Source organism: Kribbella flavida DSM 17836 (assembly GCF_000024345.1).
Lineage (GTDB): Bacteria > Actinomycetota > Actinomycetes > Propionibacteriales > Kribbellaceae > Kribbella > Kribbella flavida.
In genome coordinates, this window is the sequence record NC_013729.1 from 6,583,677 (window position 1) to 6,603,909 (window position 20,233).

Sequence of the window (20,233 nt, forward strand, 5' to 3'; positions counted from 1 at the left end):
GCTGTCTGAGTGAGTTGGCTGTTGATCTCAAGCGGCAACCCGCTCAGACCTCCTCGACGCTGTTCGGCTCACGCCGGGACAGGTCGATCCCCAGTTCCTCCGCGGCACGGAAGACGTCCTCTTCGCTGTCGCGCATCTCGACCCGGCTTCCGTCGGACGAGAGCACTTCCACGTTCAGACACAGGGACTGCATTTCCTTGACCAGAACCTTGAAGGACTCCGGGATACCCGGCTCCGGGATGTTCTCGCCCTTGACGATCGCCTCGTACACCTTGACCCGGCCGACCACGTCGTCCGACTTGATCGTCAGCAGTTCCTGCAGCGCGAAGGCGGCACCGTAGGCCTCGAGGGCCCACACCTCCATCTCGCCGAACCGCTGACCACCGAACTGCGCCTTACCACCCAGCGGCTGCTGCGTGATCATCGAGTACGGGCCGGTCGAGCGCGCGTGGATCTTGTCGTCGACCAGGTGGTGCAGCTTCAGCATGTACATGTAGCCGACGCCCACCGGCTCGGGGAACGGCTCGCCGGAGCGGCCGTCGAAGAGCCGGGCCTTGCCGGTCTGGTCGACCATCCGGTCACCGTCGCGGTTCGGCAGCGTGGAGCCGAGCAGGCCGATGACCTCCTCCTCCTTGGCGCCGTCGAACACCGGGGTGGCGACGTTCGTCATCGGAGGGGCCTCGCCGGCGCCGATCTTGATCAGCCGCTGCGCCCACTCCTCGGTGTTGGTCTCGTCGACCTTCCAGCCGCGGCTGGCGACCCAGCCGAGGTGCGTCTCGAGGACCTGACCGACGTTCATCCGGCCGGGCACGCCCAGCGGGTTCAGGATGATGTCGACCTGGGTGCCGTCCTCCATGAACGGCATGTCCTCGACCGGCAGGATCTTCGAGATGACGCCCTTGTTGCCGTGGCGTCCGGCGAGCTTGTCGCCGACGGAGATCTTGCGCTTCTGGGCGACGTACACGCGGACCAGCTGGTTCACGCCCGGCGGCAGCTCGTCGCCGTTGTCGCGGTCGAAGACGCGGACCCCGATGACGGTGCCGTTCTCACCGTGCGGCACCTTCAGCGACGTGTCGCGCACCTCGCGCGCCTTCTCGCCGAAGATCGCGCGCAGCAGCCGCTCCTCCGGGGTCAGCTCGGTCTCACCCTTGGGCGTGACCTTGCCGACCAGGATGTCGCCGGTGGTGACCTCGGCGCCGATCCGGATGATGCCCCGCTCGTCCAGGTCCGCCAGCATCTCGTCGGAGACGTTGGGGATGTCGCGGGTGATCTCCTCCGGGCCCAGCTTGGTGTCGCGGGCGTCGACCTCGTGCTCCTCGATGTGGATCGAGGTCAGCAGGTCCTGCTGCACGACGCGCTGGCTGAGGATGATCGCGTCCTCGTAGTTGTGACCCTCCCACGGCATGAACGCCACGAGCAGGTTCCGGCCGAGCGCCATCTCGCCCTCGTCGGTGCACGGACCGTCGGCCAGCGGCGAGCCGACCTCGACCCGCTGCCCGGCGTCGACCAGCGGACGCTGGTTGATGCAGGTGCCCTGGTTCGAGCGACGGAACTTGGCCAGCCGGTAGGTCTGGTACGTGCCGTCGTCGGCGGCGACCTCGATCAGGTCGGCCGACACCTCCTTGATCACACCGGCCTTCTCCGACACCAGCACGTCGCCGGCGTCGACCGCACCGCGGAACTCCATGCCGGTACCGACCAGGGGGGCGTCCGCGGTGATCAGCGGCACCGCCTGGCGCTGCATGTTGGAGCCCATCAGCGCGCGGTTGGCGTCGTCGTGCTCGAGGAACGGGATCATCGCCGTCGCGACCGACACCATCTGGCGCGGCGAGACGTCCATGTAGTCCACGTCCTCGACCAGCACGAGCTCGACCTCACCGTGGCGCCGGCGGACCAGCACCCGGTCCTCGGCGAACCGGTTGTCGTCGGTCAGCGCGGCGTTGGCCTGGGCGATGACGAACCGGTCCTCCTCGTCCGCGGTCAGGTAGTCCACGGCGTCGGTGACCTGGCCGTCGACGACCTTGCGGTACGGCGTCTCGACGAAGCCGAACGGGTTCACCCGGCCGTAGGTCGCCAGCGAGCCGATCAGGCCGATGTTCGGGCCTTCCGGGGTCTCGATCGGGCACATCCGGCCGTAGTGGGACGGGTGCACGTCGCGGACCTCGAAGCCGGCCCGCTCTCGGCTCAGACCACCGGGACCGAGCGCCGACAGGCGGCGCTTGTGGGTCAGACCCGCGATCGGGTTGGTCTGGTCCATGAACTGCGACAGCTGGGAGGTGCCGAAGAACTCCTTCAGCGCCGCCACCACCGGACGGATGTTGATCAGGGTCTGCGGCGTGATCGCCTCGACGTCCTGGGTCGTCATCCGCTCCCGGACCACGCGCTCCATCCGGGCCAGGCCGGTGCGCAGCTGGTTCTGGATCAGCTCGCCGACCGTGCGCAGCCGGCGGTTGCCGAAGTGGTCGATGTCGTCCTCTTCGACCACGATCTCGCCGGTCGGGGCGGCCAGCTCGGTCTTGCCCTCGTGCAGCGCGACCAGGTACTTGATCGTGGCGACGATGTCGTTGATCGTCAGCACGGCCGTGTCGTGCATCTCGTCGCGGCCGAGCTTCTTGTTGATCTTGTACCGGCCGACCTTGGCGAGGTCGTAGCGCTTGCCGTTGAAGTAGTAGTTGTCCAGCAGCGCCTGCGCAGCCTCACGCGTCGGCGGTTCGCCGGGGCGCAGCTTGCGGTAGATGTCGAGCAGCGCGTCGTCCTGGCCGGACGTGTGGTCCTTCTCCAGGGTGAGCCGGATCGACTCGTACTCGCCGAACTCCTCGAGGATCTGCGCGTCGGTCCAGCCGAGCGCCTTGAGCAGCACGGTGACGTTCTGCTTGCGCTTGCGGTCGAGCCGTACGCCGACCATGTCGCGCTTGTCGACCTCGAACTCCAGCCACGCGCCGCGCGACGGGATGATCTTGGCGGTGAAGATGTCCTTGTCCGACGTCTTGTCCGGCGTGCGCTCGAAGTACACGCCGGGCGAGCGGACCAGCTGGGACACGACGACACGCTCGGTGCCGTTGATCACGAACGTGCCCTTGCGCGTCATCAGCGGGAAGTCGCCCATGAAGACGGTCTGGCTCTTGATCTCGCCGGTCTCGTTGTTCATGAACTCGGCGGTGACGAACAGCGGCGCCGAGTAGGTGACGTCACGCTCCTTGCACTCGTCGACCGTGTTCTTCGGGGGCTCGAACCGGTGGTCGCGGAACGACAGCGACATGGTGCCGCTGAAGTCCTCGATCGGGGAGATCTCCTCGAAGATCTCCTCCAGGCCGGAGGGGCCGGACAGCTCGGTCCGTCCCTCGGCCTCGGCGGCGGCCACCCGGGCCTGCCAGGTTTCGTTCCCGACCAGCCAGTCGAAACTGTCCACCTGCAGCGCAAGCAGATCCGGCACCTCGATGGGTGAGGAGATCTTTGCGAAGGAGATGCGACGGGAGGTGGAAACGTCGGTAAAACTGTCGGACTGGGGGTTGCGCGAGGCGACCAAGGGGCGTCCTTCCACGGGCTCGCAGAAATCACTTCGGTGCTGGGAGCGCACGCCGAACCACCCTAGTCAAGTCTTGACCTGAGCCAGGGTGAAGAGTAAAGGCAGCGCAAAGCAATAGGTTACCCGATCAGGGCAAGGCTGTCCAATGGGGTCCAACACTATGCCGTCGGACCACCCACTCAGTCAAGGACCGACCCGGGGTCTCAAGCGGGAAACACCCGCGAGGTGCCCGGCACATCCTGTCGTAAGTCACCAGCAGACTACAGTCCGACGATCTCCTGGACCAGCCATCGCGCGCCGAAGCGGGCCATCGTGAAGCGGGTCCGGTTCAGGTCGACCCGGGGCTTACCCTGCGTGATCGTGCTGGTGGTCGTCTGGTTGACGAAGATGACCAGGGTGACCCGGTCGGTGTCGCCGTCGCGGACGCCGACCTCGCGGACCTCCGCCCGCACGGTGGCCTTGGTCTTGGTCGCCAGCTCGCCGGCCACCTTGGCGGTCTCGTCGAACGTGGCCGCGAACTCCGGCGTCATCGTGGCGCGCGCGTCGGCGAAGCTCTTGTCGAGCGTCCGGTAGTCGTAGCTCAGCGCCGTCTCCGCCGCCTTCCGCCCGGCCGCCGCCGCCTCGGCCCGAGCCTCCTCGGCCTGCTGCCCGCGGTAGGCCTTGACTCCCAGCACTCCGGCCAGCCCGAGCACGAGCACGATCAGCACCGCGAGCGACGCCGTCAGCACCAGATTGACCCGGCTCGTGCGCGCCGGTGGCGCGGTGTCTTCAGCACTTTCTGTCACCGCCGGCTCGGGTTCAGGCTCGGCGACCGGCTCTTCGAGGACGTCGGTTGTGGCGGGAGTCACCTTCTCGGTGACTCCGGTGTCCTCGTCGCGGCGGCGCTGGCCGGCGATCCGGGGGCGGCTGCGTGGGCGGTCCGGCATCAGCCCACCACCTGGAGGTCGGCGGTCAGCCAGCGGTCCTGCTCGCGGACCAGGTCGAGCTTGATCCGGTACCGGCGCTCGACGCCGTCCTTGGCCGCGGTGTTGGTGACGACGGCGTTCACGATCACCAGCACCTGCGCCGAGTCCTTGTCGTTCGACACCACCGCGGCCTCCTTCACGTCGCCCCGGGAGGTCGCCTTGTTCGCCACCACCTCGGTCTTGACCGAGTTCGCCCCCGACTGGAACTCCTCCTTGAACTGCCCGGTGGAGTCGTCCAGCACCCGCTGCGCGTCGGCGTCCCAGGAGTCGTACTTGTACGTCGTGAAGTCCAGCGCCAGCTGCCGGGCGGCCTGCATCGCGCCGGTCCGGTCCTCGGCCCGGACGTCCTGCCGGCGCAGCGCGAGGATCGACACCGTGGCGGCCGCCAGCGCGACGACCAGCAGCACGCTGAGCGCCCAGGCCAGCGCCACGGGCCCCCGGCCGGGCCGGGCCGCGGCGGAGTCCTTGGTCGTACGGGAGAACGAGATCACTTGCCGGTCACCGGTCCGAGGATGAGGGCTTTCCAGGAGTCCTTGCCGAGCAGGTCGGCCTGCCCGCCGGTCGAGCCGAGCACCAGCTCGGGCATCCCGCCGGAGCCGCCGGCCTGGCCGGTCGCGGGGTCGTAGCCGACACCGTACCCGGTGCGGTTCAGGTCCTTGCGTGCGGACGGGGCCGGCTTGTTCTGCGCGCCACGGACGTTGACGCCGCTGCCCGGTCCGGCCGTGCAGGAGGCCTTGGTGTTGGCCTGCTGGTCGGTGGTGTCCTGCGGGACCCGCTTGCCGGTGCTGCCGTAGCCCGCCCGGCAGGCCGGCGGCGAGAAGCCGAGCACCAGGCCGAAGTGCGCGTCGTAGTGCCCGGTCCCCTCGTCCTTGCCCGGTACGACGTACCCGCCCATCGACACCGCGGGGTAGACCACCAGCAGCTGCTCGACGGCGTCCAGGCGGACGGCGGTCAGCTCGTTCACCGTCAGCAGGTTGCCGAGCAGGACGGCGATGTCGGCGCGGTTCTCCGCGATCAGCCCGGTCAGCTGCTGGGAGGCGCCCGAGCCCTGGTCGATCACCGTGCGCAGGTCCGTGTCGGAGCCGGCCAGGGTGTCGGACAGCAGGGCCAGGTTCTTCGCCCAGGTGCGGATCGCGTCGCCGCTGGCGACCTGGGTGGCCAGCACGGTGTTGCCGTCGTTGATCAGCTTGACCGTCTGCACGATGTTCGCGTCCGCGTCGTCGATCAGCAGGCCGGAGCTGTCGATGATGCGCTGCAGGTCGCTGCCCTTGCCGCGCAGCGCGTCGCCGAGCTCCTTGACCGTGGTGCGCAGGCTGTCCTTGTCGACCGAGTTCACCAGCTGGTCGAGGTTGAGCAGCAGCTCGGTGGTGTCGATCGGCACCGCGGTGTCGGCCCGGGCGATCGTCGACCGGTCCTGCAGGTAGGGCCCGGTGTCGCGGCGTGGCTGCAGGTCGACGTACTGCTCGCCGATCGCGGACCGGTTGGCGACGACCGCGACCAGGTCGTTCGGGATCTTCACCTCCTGGTCGATGTCCAGGTCGACCTGGACGCCGTCGTCGAGCAGCCGCAGCTCGCCGACCCGGCCGACCGGCTGGCCGCGGTAGGTCACCTCGGCGCCGGAGAAGATACCGCCGGACTCGGCGAAGCTGGCGCTGACGGTGTAGTCGTCGTCGAACAGCAACTTGTCGATCTGGGCGTACTTGCCGCCGACGTACGCGATGCCGACGACGGTGATCAGCAGGAACACCATCAGCTGGATCCGGACGGTTCTGGTGATGATCACTTGGCCACCCCCGGCATCAGCACCTTGGCCAGTTCGGGGTCGAACCCGGGCCGGTTCAGCGTCGGCGTGCAGACCGGAAGGCCGAGCACCGTGACGCAGGTGGTCGCCGTCCCGGTGGGTAGCGGCAGCGGCGGCAGGCCCGGCGACTTCGGTGGGAACTTCGGCGAGTTGTGCACCGGCAGGCTGAGGTTGGCCGTCGGCAGCGCGGTCGGGCCGACGGTCGGCAGGTCGAGCTGGAGCAGTCCCTGCAGCGCCTTCTGCGTGTTCACGTCCAGCGTGATCACCAGGTTGGTGAAGTCACCCTGTACGGCGTCCGCGGCGGCGTCGGGGAACGGATAGGTGAGCAGCAGCTCGAGCGACTTCGGCAGGTTCTCCCCCGCCTCGGCCAGCTTGGTCAGCACCGGGTAGAGCGACCGCAGGTTGGCGACCAGGTCCTTCTGCGAGGCGGTGATCACCCGGGTCGCGGTGTTGCCGAGGGTGGCCAGCGCCTGCAGCGTCTTCACCAGGGCGGCGCGCTGCTGGTCCAGCGTCTTGATCGACTTCGGCAGCGAGTCGATCGCGGTCGCCAGCGTCGCCTTCTGCGCGTTCAGCTTCTTCGCCAGCGCGTCGACGGCGGTGATCGCGGTGACGATCTTCTGCTTGTTCGCGTCCAGCGTGCCGACGAACGTGTTCAGCTGGGTGAGCACGCTGCGGATGGCCGGTTCGTTGCCGGTCAGCGCTTTGTTCAGCTCCTGGGTGATGATCTGCAGCTGCGCCACCCCGCCGCCGTTCAGCAGCAGCGACAGCGCCGACAGCACCTGTTCGACCTCGACGTTGCTGGTGGTCCGCGACAGCGGGATCAGCTCGCCGTTCTCCAGCCGGCCGCGCGGCTTCTCCGCGCCGGCCGGCGGCGCCAGCGAGACGAACTTCTCGCCGAGCAGGCTGGTCTGCCGGATCGTCGCCCGGGCGTTGTCCGGCAGCTCCAGGCTCTTCGGCAGCTTGACCTTGACCTTCGCGACGTACCCGTCGAGCCAGACCTTCTCGACCGTGCCGACGGTGACGTCGTCCACCTTCACGGTCGACTTCGGCACCAGGTCGAGCACGTCGGTGAACTCCACCGTGACCGTGTACGACGGGCCCTTGATCTTCGCGCCGCCGGGCAGCGGCAGCGAGTAGACGCTGAAGTCGCAGCCGGACACCAGGGTGGCCAGCGCGACCACCCCGGCCACGATCGCCGTCCGGCTGAGCCTTGTCACAGGCCTCATCGGGTCCCTCCCGGGAAGAGGCCACCCAGGGTCGGGTCGACCGGGTCGGGGGTCGGCAGCTTCGGCGCCGGCGCGGGCGCCCACGGCGTACCGGCCGGACCTCCGCCGGCCGGAGCGCCGCCGGTGAGCTGGCTGAGCAGCGGCAGCTTCGGCAGGGCGTCGAAGACCGGCTTGAGCGCCGAGCACGCGGACAGCGGCTGGTTCGCCTGGATGAGCAGCGAGCAGATGAAGGTGGCCGGATCGTCCAGCTGGGCGAGGTTGATCCGCTGGTCCAGCGTGCCGAACTGCGGGTTGTAGACCCGGGCCAGGTTGCCCAGGCCGAGCGGTGCGGTGTCCATGATCTCGGCCAGCGCCGCCTTCTCCTTGACCAGGATCTGCGACAGGTCGGTCGCACTGGCCACGGTCGTCTTCAGCAGCGCCCGGTTGTCCTTCACGAACGAGGACACCTCGGCGAGCGCGGTGGCCAGCAGCTTCAGCGCGGCGGCCAGGTCCTTGCGCTCGCCGGCCAAGGTGGTCGAGGTGGCGGCGAAGTTGGTGTTGAACTGCTTGACCAGCCGGTCGTTCGCCGCCAGCGCGGACACGAACGTCTGCAGCTGGCGCACGGTGGCGAACAGGCTCTTCGAGTTGCCGGCGAGCGTCTGGGTCAGGGTGGAGACGTCGGTGATGGTCTGGTTCAGCTTCGCGCCCTGGCCGTTCAGGTTCGCCGCGGAGACGTCCAGCAGCCGCGACAGCGCGCCCTGGTCGTTGGCGCCCTTCGGGCCGAGCGCGACGGACAGGTCGTTCAGGCTCTGGTAGATCTGGTCGAGCTCCAGCGGTACCGCCGTCCGCTCGACCGGGATCTCGGCGCCGTCGGCCATCACCGCGCCCTGCGAGTACGCCGGGGTCAGCTGGATGTAGCGGTCGGCAACGACCGACGGCGACGCGATCACCGCCTTGGCCCCGGCCGGCACCTTGTGCTCGGCGTCCCACCAGAACTTCACCCGGACGGTCCGCCCGGCCGGCGTCACGCTCTCGATCTCGCCGACCTTGATGCCGAGGATCCGGACGTCGGAGCCGGGGTAAACGCTGATCGCGCGCGGGAAGTACGCCGTGGCGCTGACCCGCTCGGGGTTCGGCCACAGCGAGACGACGCTGACCGCGAGCACGACCAGCACCACACCGATCGCGATCATCCTGGACCACGCAGCCAACTGGATACTTTCCCCGCCCCACCGCCCCGGTCGCTTCACCGGCCCGCACCCCCCAGGATCGGCGGCAGCCCGGGCAGGAGCGGCGGCAGCGGGATCTCCGGCACGGGCACCAGGTTCTGCACGTAGGTGTCGAACCACGGGCCGGTGCCGAGCGTGTTGGTGAACACCCGCGCGTACGGCGCCAGGCCGCGGATGCTGGCGTCCAGGGACTTCTGGTTCTGCAGCAGGATCGCGAGCACCGCGTTCACCTTCTGCAGGGTCGGCGCCAGGTCCTTGCGGTTCTCCCGGACCAGCGCGGTCACCTGGGCGGACAGCTTCTGGGTCGAGACCAGCAGTTGGTGGATCAGCGCCCGGCGGGCCTGCACCGCCTGCAGCACGGTGTTGCCGTCCTTCATCAGCGTGATCAGCTGCTGGTTGCGGTCGGCCAGGATCTTGGTCACGGTGTCGGAGTGCTGGAGCAGCTTCTTCAGCTCCTCGTCGCGCTTGGCCACGTTCCGGGACAGCCGGGACAGGCCGGTCAGCGACGCCTTCACCTCGTCCGGGGTGTTCTTGAACGTGGTGGACAGCGTGTCCAGCGCCCGGGCCAGCTGGGCGGTGTCGATCCGCTCGGTGGTGGTGGCGAGGTCGGTGAACGCGTCGACCACGTCGTAGGCCGAGACCGTGCGCTCCAGCGGGATCTGCGCGCCCTCCTTGAGCTCGCCGCCGCCGGCCGGGGTGAGCTTGAGGTACTTCTGCCCGAGCAGCGTCTTGATCTTCATCTCGGCGCCGGTCCGCTCGCCCAGCTTCACGCCGCGGTCGACGACGAAGTCGACCCGGACGTGCGTGCCCTCCAGCTCGACCGCCCGGACCTGGCCGACCCGCACCCCGGCGACCCGGATCTCGTCGTTCTTCTTCAGCCCGCCGGCCTCGGAGAACTGCGCGGAGTACTTCGTGCCACCGCCGATCAACGGCAGGTCCTGGGCCTTGAACGCGGCCAGCATGATCAGCCCGATCACGGTCAGGCCGACGACGCCGATCGTCAACTGGTTCTGCTCGCGGAAGGGTTTCACGAGTGGTGACACCTCGCCGAGTTGTTGTCGTAGGAGATCGGGATCCGGGTGCCGAGCGGCAGGGTGACGTTGCCGTCGAAGCCGCAGAGGAAGAAGTTGAACCAGGAGCCGTACGACGCGGTCCGGGTCATCGTGTTCAGCTTGTCCGGCATCTTCTGCAGGGTCTTCACCCAGATCGCCTGGGTGTCGTCGAGCGTGCTGGAGACCTGCCGGAGCCGGTCCAGGTCGGCCTTGATCGGCACCCGGGTCTGCTGCAGCAGGCCGGCCGTCTTGCCGTTCAGCGAGTTGATCGAGCCGAGCGAGCCGAGGATCGGCTGGATGTCCTTGCTCAGGCCGGTGATGAACTGCTGCAGGTTGACCAGCAGCTGGGAGAAGTTCTGCTGCCGCTGCGAGACGATCTGCAGCGTCGAGGTCAGGTTGGTGATCAGGTCGCCGACCACCTGGTCGGCGTCGGCCAGCGTGGTGGTCAGCGACGCGGTCCGGGCCAGCAGGCTCTCGATCGTGCCGCCCTCGCCCTGCAGCACCTTGATCACCTCGAACGCGAACTGGTTCACGTCCGCCGGGGTGAGCGCGGTGAACAGCGGCTTGAACCCGTTGAACAGCACCGACAGGTCCAGCGCCGGTGCGGTCCGGTCCTGGCCGATGACGTCGTTCTCCTTCATCCGCTCGCCGCCGCCGACGCCTTCGGTGAGCGCGATGTAACGGTTGCCGACCAGGTTCCGGTAGCGCAGGGTGGCCCGGGTCGCGGTGTCCAGGACCTGCTGGGATTCGACGCTGAAGGTGACCATCGCCAGCGTGTCGTCGTGCAGCGCGATCTTGTCCACCTGGCCGACCCGGACACCGGCGATCCGGATGTCGTCGCCCTGGTTCAGCCCGACCACGTCGGTGAAGACCGCCTTGTACTTCGTGGTCGGCGTGAAGCTGATGTTGCCGATGGTGACCGCCAGCAACGCGGTCGCGATCGTGGTGACGACCACGAAGATCGCCAGCCGGACGCTGTCGAACGACGTCTTCTTGTCGAGCAGCTTCATCTGAGGTTCACCTGACCTCCGCGCATCAGGGGGCCGACCATCAGCGTGGTCAGGTCCGGCACGTCGCCGGGCGCCACACCCATCACCGGCCCGACCACAGACCTGACGACCGCCTGCTCCGCCGGGCTGCCGGCCGAGCCGGCGTCGACGGCGAAGCCGGGAGCCGAGCGGTTCAGCTGCAGGTTCAGCGGGAAGCGCTCAGACTTGTTGTGGTCACCGGCCGTGCCGTCCTCCGCCACGACGTACGGCGCCGGGTTGTCCTGGCTGTACGGGCCCGGGTGCGCACCCGGGTGGCTGTAGTTCTTGCCGACACAGGTCGGTCCGCGCTTGTCCAGGTACTTCGGCGTCTCGTGCGGCTGGTACGGCGTGGGCTGGTTGGTGATCAGCTCCAGGTTGATGTGCAGCGCGCCGTCGCGGAACGTGTCGTTGAGGATCGGCGCGGTGTCGGTCAGCACCTTGAGGAAGCAGGGGAACTCCGGCGAGTACCGCTCCAGCAGGTCGAGAATCGGCCGGCTGACCTCGCCGAGCCGGATCACCCGGTCCTCGTTCTCGCGGAGGAAGCCGTTCGCCGTACCGGACAGGGTGGAGACGTCGGTGAAGAACCGCTGCAACTGCTGCTCCTTCTCCACCACCGTGTTGCCGGTGACGGTCAGGTTGCGCAGCGCGCGGACCAGGTCGGGCGTCACATCGCCGTACAGCCGGGAGACCTGGGTCAGCCGGGTCAGCGCGGCCATCAGCTTCGGCACGCTCGGGTTCAGCTTCTTCAGGTAGCCGTCCAGCTGGGTGAGCGTCTCGGCGATGTCGGTGCCGCGGCCCTCCAGCGCGGTGGCCAGCGTGTTCAGCGTCGCGTTCAGGTCGGCCGGGTCGACCGCCTGCAGCAGCGGCAGCGCGTCGTTGAGCACCTTCTCGATCTCGATGCCGACCGCGGTCTTGTCCCGGGCGATCACGTCGCCGGCCCGGATCGGCCGGCCGGACTGGCCGGACGGCGGCGGCACCAGCGCGACGTACTTCTCGCCGAACAGCGTCTTGGGCAGGATCCGGGCACTGACCCCGCTGGAGATCTGCTGGACCTGCTCGGGCTTGAGCGACAGCTCGACGGTCGCCTCCTCGCCGTCGGTGGAGACCGCGCGGACCTCGCCGACGATGATGCCGCGCAGCTTGACGTCGGCGTGCCGGTTCAGCTGCAGGCCGATGTGGCTGGTCTTCAGCTGCACGTCGACGGTGTCGGTGAACACCTTCGCGTAGAAGGCGTAGGTCAGCCACAGCAGGAAACAGAGAAAGCCGATGAAGGCGACCCCGAGAACACGTCTGGTCATGGTGTCGTCACCCCGCCAGCCGGACTGTGGTCGTCGTACCCCAGATCGCCATCGAGAGCAGCAGGTCCACGACGTTGATCACCACGATCGAGGTCCGGACCGCGCGACCGACCGCGACACCGACGCCGGCCGGGCCGCCGCTGGCGTGGTAGCCGTGGTAGCAGTGCACCAGGATCACCAGCACGGCGAAGACCAGCACCTTGCCGAAGGACCAGAGCACGTCACCCGGTGGCAGGAACAGATGGAAGTAGTGGTCGTACGTGCCGGTGCTCTGGCCGTAGAACGTGGTCACCGTCAGCCGGGTGGCGAAGTACGACGACAGCAGGCCGACGACGTACAGCGGCACCACGGCAATCAGGCCGGCGATGATCCGGGTGGTGACCAGGAACGGCAGCGACGGGATCGCCATCACCTCGAGCGCGTCGATCTCCTCGCTGATCCGCATGGCGCCGAGCTGTGCGGTGAAGCCGCAGCCGACGGTCGCGGCGAGCGCGATCCCGGCGATCAGCGGGCCGATCTCGCGGGTGTTGATGTAGGCGGAGACGAAGCCGGCGAACGCCGAGGTGCCGATCTGGTTCAGCGCCGAGTACCCCTGCAGGCCGACCTCGGTGCCGGTGAAGAACGCCAGGAAGGTGATCACGCCGACGGTGCCGCCGATCACCGCGAGCGCGCCGGTGCCGAGCGTCACCTCGGCCAGCAGCCGGAGGATCTCCTTGCGGTAGCGGGTGACCGAGCGGCCCGACCAGGCCAGCGCCTTGAGGTAGAAGGCCAACTGCTCGCCGAGCCGGTCCAGCGAGTTCAGCGGCTTCTTCACCAGGACGTCCAGGGCGGCCATCGTCAGGCCCCCTTCGGCGGGACGAGCTGGAAGTAGATCGCGGTCATCGAGAAGTTCGCGACGAACAGCAGCATGAACGTGATCACCACCGACTGGTTCACCGCGTCGCCGACCCCCTTCGGGCCGCCGCCGGCGTTCACGCCCTTGTACGACGCGACGACCGCGGCGATGAAGCCGAAGACCAGCGCCTTGGCCTGGCCCTGCCACAGGTCGGGCAGGTGGGCGAGCGCGGTGAACGAGGCGATGTACGCGCCGGGCGTGCCGTCCTGCAGCACCACGTTGAAGACGTAGCCGCCCATCACGCCGACCACGCTGACGAACCCGTTCAGGAAGAACGCGACCAGCATCGTGGCCAGCACCCGCGGCACCACCAGCCGATGGATCGGGTCGATGCCGAGCACCATCATCGCGTCGAGCTCCTCGCGGATCTTGCGCGAGCCGAGATCGGCGCAGATCGCCGAGCCGCCGGCACCGGCGATCAGCAGCGCGGTGGCGATCGGCGAGGCCTCCCGGACCACCGCCAGCACGGCCGCCGAGCCGGTGAACGCCTGCGCACCGAACTGCTGGATCAGGCCGCCGACCTGCAGCGCGATCACCGCGCCGAACGGAATCGCCACCAGCGCGGTCGGAATGATCGTCACGCTGGCCACGAACCAGGCCTGCTGGAGGAACTCCCGCAGCTGGAACGGCCGGCGTACCGAGGCCCGGGCGGTGTCCAGGGCGAAGGCGAACAGCGAACCGGCGTGTTTGAGCGGGGCAGTAGCTGACACAGTCACGAGGCCTCCTGGTCCCGATCGAGCAGCACCCCGAAGGTCGTGGGGCCTCCCGGTCTGGACTGAGGAGTGGAGGGAGCGAAGCGACCGGAGCGACGAGGGAAGACCGGGAGTTCAAGCCCCACGACCCGCCGTGCCGGAGGCGCGGCCAAAAGCACGGTCACGTGGCCCCCACGACATCCGAGGCGAAGGAGCCCGGAGGCGGAGTCACCCCGTTCTGCTCGCACCACTCGCCCGGCGGACGCTGGGTCGGCCGGATCACGCCGCTGCTCGGCAGCTGCTGCAGCGGGATCGGCGGCAGGGGCGGCAGTTCCTGGTCGGCCTCGCGGGCCAGCTCGTCGGCGTCCTTCTCCTCGGACATGCCGATCGGGCCGACGCGCTGGGCGTTCAGGAACTGGCGGACCACCGGCTCCTCGCTGGACAGCAGCATCTCGCGCGGACCGAACATCGCCAGGTGCCGGTGGTACAGCAGGCCGATGTTGTCCGGCACCGTCCGGGCGGTGTTGATGTCGTGGGTGACGATCAGGCAGGTCGCCTGGGTCATCTCGTTCAGGTCGATGATCAGCTGGTTCAGGAACGCCGTCCGGACCGGGTCGAGCCCGGAGTCGGGCTCGTCGAAGAGCAGGATCTCCGGCTCCAGCACCAGCGCGCGGGCCAGCCCGGCCCGCTTGCGCATCCCGCCGGAGATCTCGCCGGGCAGCTTCTTCTCCGCACCGACCAGGCCGACCATCTCCATCTTCTCCATCACGATGGAACGGATCTCGGACTCGGACTTGCGGGTGTGCTCGCGCAGCGGGAAGGCGACGTTGTCGTACAGGTTCATCGAGCCGAACATCGCGCCGTCCTGGAACAGCACGCCGAACAGCTTGCGCACCTCGTACAGCTGCCGCTCGGAGCAGGTGGCGATGTCGGTGCCCTCGATGTGCACGTGGCCCTGGTCGGGCTTGAGCAGGCCGATCAGCGTCTTGAGGAAAACGGACTTCCCGGTACCGGAAGGGCCCAGCATCACGCAGATCTCGCCGGCCGGCAGGGTGAGCGACACGTCGCCCCAGATCAGCTGCTTGCCGAAGGACTTCGTCAGTCCCTCGACGCGAACTTCGACGCCCACCGGTCCTCCTCACGGGTTTGTCAGGCAGCCCCGACCGACGACGTTCACCGGTGCAACGAGGGCGCGAGGCCCTAGGTTACGCACGAGTCACTTATTACGTAACCCCCGTATGTCAAGTGATGAAACACCGCAGAGTCACGCTTCGGTCACACCTCGTGGGCAGGTCACGCTGCGCGGTGCCCGGGCCGGACAGGCCCGGTCGGGTACAGTCCTGGCGTCGCCCTGCGAGGTGACGAAGAGTCCAGTCGCCGGAGGAACTTGTGCCGCGGTCAGCTACTTGGTTGAGCCGACTGCGGGTCCGGCCGCCCCAAGGCCTCACCTCGCCGCAGCACGGGGACCAGCTCCCCCACCCGCGCTCGGAGATCCTGGCGCTGACCGGCGTCCGGGCCGCCGCAGCACTCGCGGTCGTGCTGCACCACATCGGCGTACCGGCCTCGGCGCCGGAGCCGCTGCGCAACCTGGTCCAGTCCGGCTACATCGGCGTACCGCTGTTCTTCATGCTCTCCGGGCTGGTGCTGGCCTGGAACTACTCGACCTTGACGGTCACCTCGGGCAGCCGGCTGTGGCGGTTCTACATCGCCCGGATCGCGCGCGTGATGCCGTTGTACTGGGTCGTCCTGCTGTACCTGGTCGCCCAGCGCGCCGCGCACGGCGTACCGCAGGACTCGCTGTGGCGGCACCTGCTCGGGATCCAGGCCTGGTCGGGCGACTACGCGATCGGCCAGGGCAGCTACAACCCGCCCGGCTGGTCGATCTGCGTCGAACTCTTCCTGTACGCCGTGTTCCCGTTGCTGATCCCGGTGATCGTGCTGGTCTCCAAGCGGTTCGGGGCCGCCGGGCTGGTCGGCGTGATCGCCGTCGCGTTCGCGGTGCAGGTGTTCCTGGTCGCGCTGTTCACCGCCGAGGGATGGGCGTTCCTGTCGGTGAAGGACCCGTCCTCGGGGCACCGCTGGTTGTACCGCAATCCGCTGCCGCGACTGTCGGAGTTCGTGATCGGGATGTCGCTGGCGCTCCTGCTGCTGCGCGGGTTCAAGCTGCGCGTTCGGGTCGCCGGCTGGGTGCAGGCCGGGTGCGTGACGGTGGTGCTGGTGCTCGCCGCGCTCGGGCCGAGCCACGCCCGGTGGATGCTGCCCGCGTTCTACGGCGCGATCTGGACCGTGCCGTTCGCCGTTCTGCTGCTGGCGCTGGCCGCGGCGCCGGCCGCCTGGTTGTCGCGGTTCTTCGCGACCCGGGTGCTGGTCACGCTGGGGACCGCCAGCTACGCCGTCTATCTGACCCATCGGCCGTTGCTGTCGTTCCTCGGCAAGGACCGCGGCAGCATGGTCGCGGACCCGGCCGGCTGGGCGCCGTACGCCGGGGTGGTGGTGGTCGCCGGGCTGTGCCTGCTGATCGGCGAAGGCGCCCACCGGCTGATCGAGGTCCCGGCGCGCCGGCTGGTCCTGCGGCTGGTCCCGAAACCGCCTCCCGTGATCACGGAGCGTGCCCGCACGGAGGTGTCGGCGTGAGCGGTCTCACATCGGTCTCCGAGGGCGCGGCGCTGTCCCATCCCCGGCCGGAGGTTCTGGCCTTGACCGGTCTGCGCGGACTGGCCGGCCTCGCGGTGGTCGCGTCGTCGGTCGGGATGTGGCGGGGGGCACCGTGGTACCTGAACGACCTGATGGACGCGGTCGCGGTCACGCTTCCGTTCTTTTTCCTGCTGTCCGGATTCGTGCTGGCCTACAACTACCCCGGGCTCGGCTTCGGCTCCGGGCGCCGGGTACTCGGTCGGTACGCGATGGCACGCATCGCCCGGATCGTGCCGCTGTTCGTGGTCGTCGGAGTGGCCGTACTGCTGCTGGGTGAGCTGAACGGGGGCGACTGGGTCCATGACGTGTACGCCGAGCAGACCTGGTTCGTCGGCACGCTGGCTCTCTGCTACCTGGTCTATCCACTGCTGGCCCGGCCGATCGCCGCGTCCCCCGCGATCGCGGCCGGCTGCGCGCTGGTGATTGCCACGATCCTGCTGGGCCTGCACCTGAGCACCGAGACCGACTTCGGCCGCGTCCCGTTCAGCTGGTTGCCGGTCTTCGTGCTCGGGATGGCGTTGGCCTCCCGGCCCCCCGGCCTGCTCACGGCGGCGCCCACTCGCTGGCTGACTGCCCCGATCCTGGTGCGGCTCGGCGTGATCGGGTATCCGCTGTACCTGCTGCAGGCGCTGGTCGTGCACGGCTTCGGTGGGGTCCACGCGGGCACGGTGTCGAACGCCCTGCTCGCCCTCGGCTGGATCGGCCTGACGGTCCTGGCCGCGGACGGCGCTCACCGCTACGTCGGCGTACCGGCTCGGCGTGCGGTGCTCGACCTGGCCCGCCGCGCCGACCGCCGGACGGCGCGGCGGTGACATGACGAAGGGCGGCCCCTGACGGGACCGCCCTTCGGCGTACTGCTGGGTGTGCGGCTCACGCCGCACAGGTCACTTGAGGGTGACGGTGGCGCCGGCGCCCTCGAGGGCCTCCTTGGCCTTCTCCGCGGCGGCCTTGTCGACCTTCTCGAGGATGGCCTTCGGCGCGCTCTCGACGAGGTCCTTGGCCTCCTTCAGGCCGAGGCTCGTGAGGCCACGCACCTCCTTGATGACCTGGATCTTCTTCTCGCCGGCCGACTCGAGAACGACGTCGAACTCGTCCTGCTCGACAGCCTCTTCGGCCGGGGCGCCGGGGGCGCCCGGGGCGGCGGCGACGGCGACGGGAGCGGCGGCGGTCACGCCGAACTCCTCCTCGAACGCCTTCACGAACTCGGAGAGCTCGAGCAGGGTCAGTTCCTTGAACTGGCCGAGCAGCTCTTCGGTGCTGAGCTTCGCCATGGTGGCGGTCCTTCCTGAACGTCTGACTTGATGATCACTGAATGGGGTGTTGCGTGAGTCGAACGGGTCAGCTGTCAGCCGACGCGGTCTCCTCGGTGCTCGCCTCGGCAGGTGCGTCGGCGGGTGCGTCCTGCACCGCTTCCGCAGCCGGAGCCTCGGCCGCCGCGGGGGCGTCCTCGGCCGGCAGCTTGTCCTGCAGCGCCGCGAACAGGCGCGCGGCCTGCGACAGCGGAGCAGCGAACAACGACACCGCCTGCTGCGGAGCCGCCTTCATCGCACCTGCGAGCTTCGCGAGGAGAACCTCACGCGACTCCAGGTCAGCGAGCTTGTTGATCTCGTCGGAGCCGAGTGCCTTTCCGTCCAGCACACCGCCCTTGATGACGAGAAGGGGATTGGCCTTGGCGAAGTCACGCAGCCCCTTGGCCGCGACCACCGGGTCGCCCTTGATGAAGGCGATGGCCGACGGACCCTGCAGGAGCGAGTCGAAGGACTCCACCCCGGCGTCCTTGGCCGCGATCTTGGTCAGCGTGTTCTTCACCACGGCGTAGTTCACGTCGTCACCGAGCGTAGTGCGGAGCTGCCGCAGCTGCGCCACGGTGAGTCCGCGGTACTCGGTCAGCACGGCGCCGTTGGAGTTCCTGAAGTTCTCAGTGAGCTCTGCGACGTCGGCGGCCTTGTCCGGCCTCGCCATGGGTCTCCTTCCGCCCTGTCTTCCGACAGAGTTGGACTTGTCTGCCACACCGCCGACCCACACAACAAAAACGCCCCTGCGCAGGCGCAAGGGCGTGAACATGTCGAACTGTTTCACTTCCAAGTCACCTGCGCGGGCCGCCCACTCTGTGGGACCTTCAGTCACCTGGCTCACACCAGGACGACAACCAGCGGTCTTCGGCAAGGTCAAGAGTAACCGCCGCCACCGGTCCCACCAAATCGGTCACTCCACCGGTCGTGGCCGGGCGGGGATCCAGCGGTTCATGGCGAGCGCCGCGGCCCAGCCGGTCAGGCCCATCACCAGGATCGCCGGGCCCAGCGCCGTGGCCGCGGTGACCGCCGACAGCAGGAACGGCCCGCCCGCGCTGCCGGAGTCCGCGAACAGCCGGAAAGCGCCGAGGAACTGCGCCCGGCCGGCCGGTGGAGAGGCGTCCGCGCCGAGCGTCATGATCACGCCGGCGCCGAGGCCGTTGCCCAGACCCATCAGCAGGGCGACCGCGGTCAGCGTGGTCCCGGAGTGCGTGAGCGGCAGGAGCAGGTGGGCCAGGCCGAGGACGAGCATGGACGGTACGGCGACCCACTTGCGGCCGAAGCGGTCCATCACCGAGCCGGCCGGATAGAAGAGCAGCATGTCGACCGCGCCGGACAGGCCGAAGATGATGCTGGTCGTCTGCGGGTCCAGGCCGATGTGCTCGGCCCAGAGCGGGATCACCACCTGGCGGGACGCCCGGACGGCGCCGACCAGCAGGGCGCCGACGCCGAGGGTCCGCAGCACGGGGAGATGCTCGCGGATCACCGCGCGGGTGGACTGCATGACGACCGGCCGGGCCCGGCGGTTGCGGCGTACGGACTCGAGGTCGGGCAGGCTCAGCAGGACGACGCAGGCCAGGGCAGCGGCGACCAGGTGCACCCAGTAGGCGCCGTCGGTGCCGAGGAAGCGCATCACGAAGGCGCCGATGAACGGGCCGAGGAACGACCCGATCCGCTGCACGCCGCCGAGCGTGGACAGCGCCCGGGCCCGCAGTTCGAGCGGGACGGCCTCGCTCAGGTACGCCTGCCGGGCGAGCCCCCAGACCGAGGCGGCCAGGCCGGTCGCACCGATGGCGATGGCCAGACCCCAGACCGTCGGCACCAGCAGGCAGGCGGCCAGGGCGACGGAGACCAGGCCGGTCGCCAGCAGCATCGCGCGGCGTTCGCCGATCCTCGCGGTCAGCGTGCCGGCCGGGATGTCGCCGAGGACCTGGCCGACGCCGGCCGCTGCGACGACCAGCCCGGCCACCGCGAACGACGCGCCGAGGTCACGGGCCGACAGGGCGACCACGGGAGCGATCGCCCCCTGACCGATGCCGTAGAGCAACGCCGGCAGGTAGACCGAGGGCGCGATCTTCCACAGACTGACCGGGGCATCCATCCCGGCTATCGTCCCATCCTCAACTACCTGGGACGACGGCGGTCAGGACAGGACGGCGAGGGCGTCGATCTCGACCAGCATCTGCTCCAGCGGCAGGCCGGTGAACACGGTGGTCCGCGACGGCAGCACACCGCTGGGGGTGCGGGCGCCGACGAACTCGGCGTACGCCTCGTTCATCGGGCCGAACAGGTCGCGCGAGGGCAGGTAGACACGCAGCATCAGCACGTCGTCGAAGCTCGCGCCACCGGCCTCGAGAATCGCCTCGACGTTCTGCAGGACCCGGGTGGTCTGCGCCTTCACGTCCCCGGCGAAGACGAACTCGCCGCTGGCCGGGTCGACCGAGCCCTGGCCCGACACCTGCAGGAGGTTGCCCTTGCGCACTCCCTGGGAGAAGACAGGCATCGGCGCGGGGGCATCGGGGGTGGAGACGGCAGTCTTGTCGGACATTCGGGGTT

At 69.0% G+C, this 20,233-nt stretch carries 18 protein-coding genes; 2 read left to right on the forward strand and 16 right to left on the reverse strand.

The genetic code is table 11. From position 1 onward, the window contains the following. Nucleotides 1–43 precede the first annotated feature (43 nt). The 12 genes from rpoB to KFLA_RS30550 form a co-directional block, all read right to left on the reverse strand. Nucleotides 44–3,526 carry a DNA-directed RNA polymerase subunit beta gene (rpoB, locus tag KFLA_RS30495; RefSeq protein WP_012923699.1) on the reverse strand — a complete coding sequence of 1,161 codons (3,483 nt, stop codon included), beginning with the start codon at nucleotides 3,524–3,526 and terminating at the stop codon, nucleotides 44–46. Between the two features lie 260 nt (nucleotides 3,527–3,786). Continuing rightward, nucleotides 3,787–4,452 (reverse strand): hypothetical protein, encoded by a 666-nt coding sequence (locus tag KFLA_RS30500; RefSeq protein ID WP_012923700.1) that lies wholly within the window; start codon nucleotides 4,450–4,452, stop codon nucleotides 3,787–3,789. Continuing rightward, nucleotides 4,452–4,982, reverse strand: a complete 531-nt coding sequence (locus KFLA_RS30505) for a hypothetical protein (protein ID WP_012923701.1) — start codon at nucleotides 4,980–4,982, stop codon at nucleotides 4,452–4,454. The genes KFLA_RS30500 and KFLA_RS30505 overlap by 1 nt, the downstream gene beginning before the upstream one ends. Beyond that, the gene (locus tag KFLA_RS30510) at nucleotides 4,979–6,274 is read right to left on the reverse strand and encodes an MCE family protein (RefSeq protein ID WP_012923702.1); all 1,296 of its coding nucleotides are present in this window, start codon (nucleotides 6,272–6,274) and stop codon (nucleotides 4,979–4,981) included. The genes KFLA_RS30505 and KFLA_RS30510 overlap by 4 nt, the downstream gene beginning before the upstream one ends. After that, nucleotides 6,271–7,518, reverse strand: coding sequence for an MCE family protein (locus KFLA_RS30515; protein ID WP_012923703.1), 1,248 nt, complete (start codon nucleotides 7,516–7,518; stop codon nucleotides 6,271–6,273). Before KFLA_RS30515 ends, KFLA_RS30510 begins: the two co-directional genes overlap by 4 nt. Then, nucleotides 7,515–8,747, reverse strand: a complete 1,233-nt coding sequence (locus KFLA_RS30520) for an MCE family protein (RefSeq protein ID WP_272941269.1) — start codon at nucleotides 8,745–8,747, stop codon at nucleotides 7,515–7,517. Before KFLA_RS30520 ends, KFLA_RS30515 begins: the two co-directional genes overlap by 4 nt. Beyond that, the gene (locus KFLA_RS30525) at nucleotides 8,744–9,757 is read right to left on the reverse strand and encodes an MCE family protein (protein WP_012923705.1); all 1,014 of its coding nucleotides are present in this window, start codon (nucleotides 9,755–9,757) and stop codon (nucleotides 8,744–8,746) included. Before KFLA_RS30525 ends, KFLA_RS30520 begins: the two co-directional genes overlap by 4 nt. Continuing rightward, a complete protein-coding gene (locus KFLA_RS30530) occupies nucleotides 9,754–10,788 on the reverse strand; it encodes an MCE family protein (RefSeq protein ID WP_012923706.1) in 1,035 nt (344 codons plus the stop codon). The genes KFLA_RS30525 and KFLA_RS30530 overlap by 4 nt, the downstream gene beginning before the upstream one ends. Then, complete coding sequence (locus KFLA_RS30535; RefSeq protein ID WP_012923707.1) at nucleotides 10,785–12,104, reverse strand: MCE family protein; 1,320 nt, start codon at nucleotides 12,102–12,104, stop codon at nucleotides 10,785–10,787. Before KFLA_RS30535 ends, KFLA_RS30530 begins: the two co-directional genes overlap by 4 nt. Nucleotides 12,105–12,111: 7 nt before the next feature. After that, nucleotides 12,112–12,939: an MlaE family ABC transporter permease gene (locus KFLA_RS30540; protein ID WP_012923708.1), complete on the reverse strand. Its 828-nt coding sequence runs from the start codon at nucleotides 12,937–12,939 to the stop codon at nucleotides 12,112–12,114. A 2-nt stretch (nucleotides 12,940–12,941) separates the two neighbouring features. Beyond that, nucleotides 12,942–13,715, reverse strand: coding sequence for an MlaE family ABC transporter permease (locus KFLA_RS30545; protein ID WP_012923709.1), 774 nt, complete (start codon nucleotides 13,713–13,715; stop codon nucleotides 12,942–12,944). A gap of 157 nt (nucleotides 13,716–13,872) precedes the next feature. Further along, nucleotides 13,873–14,820: an ABC transporter ATP-binding protein gene (locus tag KFLA_RS30550; RefSeq protein WP_012923710.1), complete on the reverse strand. Its 948-nt coding sequence runs from the start codon at nucleotides 14,818–14,820 to the stop codon at nucleotides 13,873–13,875. 281 nt (nucleotides 14,821–15,101) lie between these two features. Here KFLA_RS30550 and KFLA_RS30555 point away from each other — a divergent pair, with 281 nt between their 5' ends. Together KFLA_RS30555 and KFLA_RS30560 are read left to right on the forward strand one after the other, a co-directional pair. Then, the gene (locus tag KFLA_RS30555; protein WP_041289551.1) at nucleotides 15,102–16,325 is read left to right on the forward strand and encodes an acyltransferase family protein; all 1,224 of its coding nucleotides are present in this window, start codon (nucleotides 15,102–15,104) and stop codon (nucleotides 16,323–16,325) included. Continuing rightward, nucleotides 16,322–17,197, forward strand: coding sequence for an acyltransferase family protein (locus tag KFLA_RS30560; protein WP_012923712.1), 876 nt, complete (start codon nucleotides 16,322–16,324; stop codon nucleotides 17,195–17,197). The genes KFLA_RS30555 and KFLA_RS30560 overlap by 4 nt, the downstream gene beginning before the upstream one ends. A gap of 72 nt (nucleotides 17,198–17,269) precedes the next feature. Here the strand turns inward: KFLA_RS30560 and rplL are convergent, their stop codons facing one another. The 4 genes from rplL to KFLA_RS30580 form a co-directional block, all read right to left on the reverse strand. After that, nucleotides 17,270–17,656, reverse strand: coding sequence for a 50S ribosomal protein L7/L12 (rplL, locus tag KFLA_RS30565; RefSeq protein ID WP_012923713.1), 387 nt, complete (start codon nucleotides 17,654–17,656; stop codon nucleotides 17,270–17,272). Between the two features lie 67 nt (nucleotides 17,657–17,723). Continuing rightward, entirely contained in the window at nucleotides 17,724–18,347 is a 624-nt protein-coding gene (gene rplJ, locus KFLA_RS30570) for a 50S ribosomal protein L10 (RefSeq protein WP_012923714.1), read from the reverse strand. 243 nt (nucleotides 18,348–18,590) lie between these two features. After that, nucleotides 18,591–19,778, reverse strand: a complete 1,188-nt coding sequence (locus tag KFLA_RS30575; RefSeq protein ID WP_012923715.1) for an MFS transporter — start codon at nucleotides 19,776–19,778, stop codon at nucleotides 18,591–18,593. Between the two features lie 42 nt (nucleotides 19,779–19,820). Further along, nucleotides 19,821–20,225: a RidA family protein gene (locus KFLA_RS30580; protein WP_012923716.1), complete on the reverse strand. Its 405-nt coding sequence runs from the start codon at nucleotides 20,223–20,225 to the stop codon at nucleotides 19,821–19,823. Between the last annotated feature and the right edge of the window lie 8 nt (nucleotides 20,226–20,233).